The sequence below is a fragment of the Moorena sp. SIO2C4 genome, assembly GCF_010672485.1.
In the GTDB taxonomy this organism is placed as follows: Bacteria; Cyanobacteriota; Cyanobacteriia; order Cyanobacteriales; family Coleofasciculaceae; genus Moorena; species Moorena producens.
Map to the genome: position 1 here is coordinate 1 of NZ_JAAHGN010000825.1, position 3,471 is coordinate 3,471.

General features: G+C 46.9%; 2 protein-coding genes. Both read left to right on the forward strand.

The window, feature by feature from the left end; genetic code table 11:
- The first annotated feature begins 135 nt into the window (after positions 1-135).
- Positions 136-1,506 (forward strand): P-loop NTPase fold protein, encoded by a 1,371-nt coding sequence (locus F6K20_RS29780; RefSeq protein WP_009149422.1) that lies wholly within the window; start codon positions 136-138, stop codon positions 1,504-1,506.
- Positions 1,485-3,471, forward strand: a 1,987-nt coding sequence (locus F6K20_RS29785; RefSeq protein ID WP_502708894.1) for an nSTAND1 domain-containing NTPase, incomplete at its 3' end; no start/stop codon positions are given. The genes F6K20_RS29780 and F6K20_RS29785, both read left to right, overlap by 22 nt.

Genomic DNA, 3,471 nt, shown 5'->3' on the forward strand with positions numbered 1-3,471 from the left:
TTCCCGATTCCCGATTCCCGATTCCAGATTCCCGATTCCCGATTCCCTGCTCCCGATTCCCGATTCTCGATTCCCGATTCCCTACCTTGACAGGTAAATTTTAAACTTGGTGATGAAAAATAAAAAAGGAAACCTATGACAGTAAACATACAAAAATTATATAAAGCCTGTAATCCCAGCAAAACGTTAACGGTCGATCAGCCGGAAGACTGTAAGTATTATATCGATTTTTCCTCAGTGCGAGGGGGCAAGATCATTGAAGAGTTGAAGGATAATATCACTTTCTTCTCCATGGATGAGCCGACCTGCGAGCTATTTACTGGACATATTGGTTGTGGTAAGTCTACGGAGTTACTGCGACTGAAAGCCGAATTGGAGGAAGCTGACTTTCACGTGGTCTATTTTGAATCTTCTCAAGACTTGGAAATGGGAGATGTAGATGTCGGGGACATCTTACTCGCTATTGCCCGTCGCGTCAGTGAAAGCTTAGACAAAATTAAGCTAGGTGAACCGAAAGGCTTTAAAAAATTACTGGCAGGTGCGGCTAAACTGTTGCTCACTGAAATTGAATTAAGCGGTAGGGTAGGAGTTCCTGGGATTGGTGAGGTTGGAGTAGACACTGAGGGGGCGGTTTCCCTAGCAGTTGGGATTGGTGAGATTACGGCTAAGGCTAAGGATAGCCCGGATCTGCGCAGTCGCTTACGGCAATATCTCGAACCTCAAACCAATCGGTTGTTAGAAGTGATTAACCAAGAGTTGCTCGAACCTGCGATCGCAAACCTCCAAAAACTTGGGAAACAAGGGCTAGTGGTGATTGTAGATAACCTCGATCGGGTGGACGCTTCCCAGAAGCCTTGGGGACGTGATCAGCCGGAATATCTATTTGTGGATCGCGGAGCCCAGTTAAAGGGGTTACACTGTCATGTGGTCTACACCATGCCCCTAGCGCTACGATTTTCTAATGACTATAGTGCCTTGACTCAGCGCTTTGTGGTAGATCCCAAAGTGTTACCAATGGTACCGGTAAAGTTACGAGATGGTACTCCCCATGAACAGGGCATGGCACTGCTGCGACAAATGGTACTGGCGAGAGCCTTTCCTAATTTAGAGCCTGTGGAGCGTCTTGCTAGAGTAAAAGAGGTGTTCGACTCCCCTGACACTTTAGATCGCCTGTGTTACGCTAGCGGGGGTCATGTGCGGAATTTGCTCCGGTTTCTCAGTACCTGGATCAAGAAAGAAAGACGATTACCTCTGTCTCAAGGCATGTTAGAAAATGTAATTCGAGACCGGCGCAATGAACTAACCCTACCCATCTCAGATGATGAGTGGGAACTATTGTGTCACGTCGCTAAACATAAAAAGGTAGTTGGAGATGAAGGTTACCAACTCTTGATCCGCAGCATGTTCGTCTATGAGTACCGAGACCAAGATGGGTCTTGGTTTGACGTTAATCCCATTTTGGCAGAAGCGGAAGGATTCAAATCATGCCTAGCTTATACCGCGTAGAAGATGCGGATGCCTACAACAACAATTCAATGCAGGAACTCGCCTGGGCAATGGAGACGTCCCAAGGGGAGTTTTCCCTGATTTTAGCCCGCCGCAACTATGAAGCTTTACAGGATTACATTGTGCGGAAGTTGCGGCAAGTCTGTGCTATTGAGTTCCAGGAAATATACCTGAACCAGTCGGTTAAGGTGAAGAGTCTCTATACCACTATCTTGGAGGAGCTAGGGGATGAACAGCCAGCTGCCGTGATGGTCTTTGGTTTAGAGTCCCTGAGCAACCTGGAGCAAGTACTAATCACTACCAACCAAGTACGGGAGGAGTTTCGCAAGCATTGCCCCTTCCCTCTAGTGTTATGGGTAAATGACGAGGTATTGGAAACGCTAATTCGGTTTGTGCCGGATTTAGAGAGTTGGGCAACAACCACAAATTTTGTCCTCTCCTCAAATCACTTGATTGAAGCTCTAGCAGAGCGAGAGAGTTATTTATTTACTCGTATTTTGGATGCCGGTGGGGATCAGTTCCTACCCAATACCGCTATTTTTGGTTCCAGCTATTGCCGAGAATTGGACTCAGCTTTGAGGGATTTGCAAACTCGTGGAGATGTCTTAGAAATAACCCAAGAAGCTAGTTTGCCATTTGTGCTTGGTCGAGAAGCTTATATTAATGGTCAGATCGATCAGGCGTTAGAGTATTATCAGCAAAGTTTAGCATTTTGGCAGCAGGAATCTAGGAGCTGGGAAACACAACAACAGGAAACACAACAGCAGAGTAGTTTCCCCTCCCGACTAGGTCAAGCTACCCCAATATCTCCTTACCTCCGGACGTTGTCAAAGGAGCCCTCAACCCCTTCATCCCCTCAACCCCTCACCCCTTCACCACGAGAACGTCAAGCTCTACTGCTGTTTCATATCGGTTTGTGTTATCTGAACCTGGCTGAACTCAATCGATCCCAAAGTCGTCACCACTGGATCACAGCCAGAGGGTATTTTCAAAAGTGTATCGATACATTTGAACAAGCAAAACGCCCAGATTTAATTGCCAAGTTTATTACTAAACTTGGCGAAACCCTACAACGACTGGAAGCTTGGAAAGACTTACAAGGTCTGGCGCAACGCTCCCTGGTACTGCACAGAACCTATGGCAATCCACTGCAACTGTCTCAAGATTATGGATTTATCGCTGCAGTCGCCCTTCAAGACTGCCGTTGGATGGGCGCTCAGCAAGCAGCTAGGAAAGCTTTAGAACTTCTGACACGGTTAACTAATACCTCTGGACAGTATCAGATGTCCTATCTACTGCTTCTGGCTCAAGCGAAGCGGCATTTGGGTCTCTCGGAAGAGGCGATCACTATCCTGGAAAGGGCTAAGGAAACCGGTCCGATGGATTCTCCACAACTTTATATTCGCATTTTGGAAAAATTGCGGACGCTTTATTTCCGGCAAAAGCAGTATCTAGAAGCCTTTCGGGTCAAACAAGAACGATTCTCCGTTGAGCAGCAATATGGTTTCCGTGCCTTTATCGGACCTGGTCGGCTTAAACCTCATCTACGCCAAAGTTCTACCTTACTCCTAGAGCAGGAAACCCCTGCTGAGGAAATCACTGCTTCTGTACGTCAGAACGATGTAGAGCGCTTAGTGGAACGTATTGGCAGCACCCAGCACAAACTGACAGTGATTTATGGTCAGTCAGGGGTAGGTAAGAGTTCTGTCCTAGAAGCTGGATTAGTCCCCACTCTCAAAACTAAGGTAATTGGAACCCGTGATGTCGTACCAATTTTGGTAAGGGTTTATACCGATTGGGTCAGGGAAGTCTGGAAATCCTTAGCATCTTCACCGTTAAAAGTTGACCAGTTTAACCTTGAGAGTTCTTCTGTGTTGAACGTTGACCAGTTGAACGGTGAAGGTTCTTCTCAGTTGAAGGTTGACCGGTTGAAGGTTGTTCGCGAAGCGTGGCCGAAAGGCCAAG

Bases quoted from the DNA above. Each gene is read 5' to 3' on its own strand.
- F6K20_RS29780 (WP_009149422.1), top strand. From the start codon at position 136: ATGACAGTAAACATACAAAAATTATATAAAGCCTGTAATCCCAGCAAA.